This window comes from Geobacillus sp. B4113_201601 (assembly GCF_001587475.1).
GTDB lineage: Bacteria > Bacillota > Bacilli > Bacillales > Anoxybacillaceae > Geobacillus > Geobacillus icigianus.
In genome coordinates, this window is record NZ_LQYX01000041.1 from 116,636 (window position 1) to 120,002 (window position 3,367).

Annotated in this window: 2 protein-coding genes and 2 pseudogenes; all 4 read right to left on the reverse strand. The window is 40.3% G+C overall.

Translation table 11 applies throughout. From position 1 onward, the window contains the following. Positions 1-291, reverse strand: a pseudogene (locus B4113_RS20375) (IS701 family transposase); the annotation flags it as partial. Positions 292-424: 133 nt separating this feature from the next. After that, on the reverse strand, positions 425-1,390 hold the full coding sequence (locus B4113_RS06810; RefSeq protein WP_033021749.1) for a hypothetical protein: 966 nt from the start codon (positions 1,388-1,390) through the stop codon (positions 425-427). Positions 1,391-1,405: 15 nt separating this feature from the next. Next, positions 1,406-2,524 carry a hypothetical protein gene (locus tag B4113_RS06815; RefSeq protein WP_033021755.1) on the reverse strand — a complete coding sequence of 373 codons (1,119 nt, stop codon included), beginning with the start codon at positions 2,522-2,524 and terminating at the stop codon, positions 1,406-1,408. 216 nt (positions 2,525-2,740) lie between these two features. Continuing rightward, positions 2,741-3,367: pseudogene (locus B4113_RS06820) on the reverse strand (transposase); the annotation flags it as partial.

Consider the following 3,367-nt stretch of genomic DNA (forward strand, 5'->3'; position numbering starts at 1 on the left):
GATCATCCATCGAAAGGAACAGGGGTTGATTCGTCCGTTTGGCCAGGCGTTCGATCTGGCGAAGGATCCATTCTTGAAGCTTCTCAAGCCGTTTTTCCTCGTTCCAAGGGCTTTTCGTGAAAAAGTGGCTCAGTGTCGTTCGATGATTCGGGTGAAAACTCCAGTACCGGACATCCGTCAATGTCCCCGAAAATCCCTTGGTACAAGGCGTCGACAAGATGAACCAGATGCTTGATGACCGGCTTCGAGAAATCAAGCGCCAATCCCAGCGTCATGAAAAACTTGTGGGATTCCTTGATGATGTGTTCATCGATTCCTAAGACATGAACCTCCTTGTGTGAATGGGTTTGAGCACATCTATTTTTCTCAAGGAGTTGGGTTCATATCTCTTTTTTTATTTGGTTGTAAATTTATGTTAGCCAATTTACTCATCTACAGTATGTAACTCTTGTTTTCCTTGCCATATCATTTTCCAGTAATTCTCGATTCGTTTAAATGTGTCATCGGAACGCTGTGTAACAAAATCTTTTGCCAATTGGTAATCCGCATCCTTTGGTGAGATACCTTTCGTTACAAATGCAAGAAGTTGTTCTTTCGCTTTTAATAGCACAGAGGACAAATCTTCTTCGTTTTTAATGTCCTTAAACATTTCTTGATAATTTTTGATTACCGATTCAATTTCTTCGTGTGTATAAATGGTTTTTCCTAGTTTGTTTGTCATAGATAAATGACGTGATTGTTCGTATGTCAGAGGAGCATTCAGCGGTTTGATTTTGGCTCGTGCTGCATAGAATCTTTCCTCTACGGATTGATAATCCATCAATTTTTTCGTATTGTGACGAACATAATCTTGAATCAGTTGATCAAATCCAGCTTTTACGTCGCCACTTAAAAACGTATCACTGAAGTGTTGAAGCGCAGCTGTCGAAGAAGCAAGTTCAAGATGTGCTTCATAAGAGTTAAGCTGTTGCTTCTTTATTCCAAAAAGGTTAATCCCTACATATTTAGCTAAACTATCCATTCCATCCGTAATATGTTGTAAGATGGATTCCACTTTCTTCAATTCTTCATCGCTTAGTGAATCAAAGTATTTGGACTCATGTAAATATTGACTGAAAACGAGCCATTGATCCTGTGGCCGATAAGAAAAAATATCGGAAGGGTCTGCGTTTTGTATGTTAATATCTTTTAAAAAAAACTCTTCTACCGTCATGCTCATCAGACCTTGAACCTGTTTGATTTCATCCGAAAGGGTGATTTTATAAGCCTCTCCATTTCTGATGACTTCTACTTGCTTTCCAGCTAATGGATTTTTGATTTCATATATGGATGGCATTCTGGCATCATTTCGAGCGACCATCGCTCCGATATATCCAAGATCAATTTTCATGGGGGTCATCCCCTCCTATTCTAAATAATCAATAGAAGGTAATGGTTCTACACCACTTGCATAGTAAAAATTCAACACACTGAAGAAGTCGATTGATTTCCCGGTTGTTAAATCGACGATTAAGATGTGATCGCCATAGTTAAAATCGTCAGATTCCAGTCTACGTGGTGTATTTTTACCTAAAGTATCGACAAATGAACTGTAGTAGTATAGGGTTGGACCAGATTGATATTGCGATTCATGGTATGTGAAAAGCGTCCCCACATCTAGATATACCATAATTGCAAAATCAGAACTTGCATAATTGGAAGAGTAAGAAATCGGGCTTGAAATGGAAGATATTTTTATATCCGATAGGGAATGTGTTCTTTGTGAATATCCCCCATTGTATGAAAAATAATATTTTCTTTCCCAATTAAGATGTTCGTTGTTAATTCCATTTACATTCAACACATATTGGCCGTTTGAATACAAAGAACCATCACTATATTTTGCAACGAATTTTGTAAGATCTTGTGAAATATATAAGGCTTCATCAAAATTAGCAGGATTGGAAGCATTCATTTGAATGGTGTATGAAGCTCCCAAAGTTCCTTTTGATAACACACCTAAAGCATAATCACCTGCCGGTATATTGATTAGCATTAGTTTTCCCGGTGAAGTGGTAAATTCCGTTGGATACGCTAGTCCATTTTCATAATCTACAACATAAAGTTGCAATATATAATCTTCGTTCCCAGATAATATCCTAGAAACTAAAATTTTATCGGAAGTCGGACTAAAGAAAAATAAATCCATCGGGTCCTCTTCTGTTAAGGAATCCTGCGTATTTAAGATTAATCCACCTACACCATATTGGGATTGAGGTTTGAATTTATTATCGCTTTCGATTTTTATAGCTTCATCTTCGTTGATTTTTATTTCTGTTTCTATTTTCGCTTTATCAATGTCTACCGCTAATGATTCTTCGGTAAACTCCAGACTTTTTTGGAGTTCAATGATAGAATTCATGTTTGGCTTGGTTCTAAGTAATTCATTCGCATAGCTTTTCTGCACTCCAATCGTCACCAAAGTGAAAATTAGAGTGAAAACCAGCAACAATACCTTACCTGATTTTCTAAAAAATGAATTCATTTCATACCTCCCTCCTAAAATAGTATTCATTATTATTATCGGTTTTTTTAAATAAATAGTTTAACAATATAAGGAGAAATTTGAATATATTTTTTATTAAGAGGGTAAGTTGTTGAAGCGGTATTCCTTTGTAGTGCAGATATTAAATTTTCTTACTGTAGATGAGCATTTTTCACTACAGTCATTTCCATGCCCTAAGAGACAAACAGGGACCCCTTAGGCGACATGGAGCTGTTTTTTGATCACATCAATGGGAATCTCTTGCTTTGCGGCGTCATCGATGAACTCGACGACGCTGTGCCCTTTCCGAGACCGAAGAAGCTCTAGGCCGGAAGAGAGGTCTGGTTGAGATTCCGCGATGCTGTATACGCAGGCGAACAGCACCACGCCCCCATACCGTTTCACCGCCCGAACGTGGCGAACGCGGTACCCATCAAGCTTTAGCTGGTCTTTGGCCTGCTGGAAAACGCATTCGATCGTCCAGCGCTCGGCATCGTAACGCAAGATCTCTTCATCGCCTAGCTCCCGGTCGGTGTCGAAGACGACATGGAGATGATCTGGCGTCATCGGTTCATCCGCCTTCCAAGCCAGCAGTACCACCGCGTCATCAAGACCGTTGAGCGCGCCTTCGTAGCGGTAGACACGATCACGCTCGTTCCCCACCGTGACGAGGCGGGTGTCGTTGGGCTCGATATAGCGGGCGAACTCCTTTGCTTGGACGGCGGGCGATGCCTTTCGGATAGAGAATCCGGTTCGTCTTGAGCATAGCGATGACATGGAATCCTTGTTTCAGGCAGGCTTCGATGAGCGCTTGGGACGGATACCATGAATCCATGAGCACAT

Excerpts from the sequence above, each read along its gene's own strand:
- B4113_RS06810 (WP_033021749.1), bottom strand. The coding sequence starts at position 1,390 with ATGAAAATTGATCTTGGATATATCGGAGCGATGGTCGCTCGAAATGAT.
- B4113_RS06815 (WP_033021755.1), bottom strand. The coding sequence starts at position 2,524 with ATGAATTCATTTTTTAGAAAATCAGGTAAGGTATTGTTGCTGGTTTTC.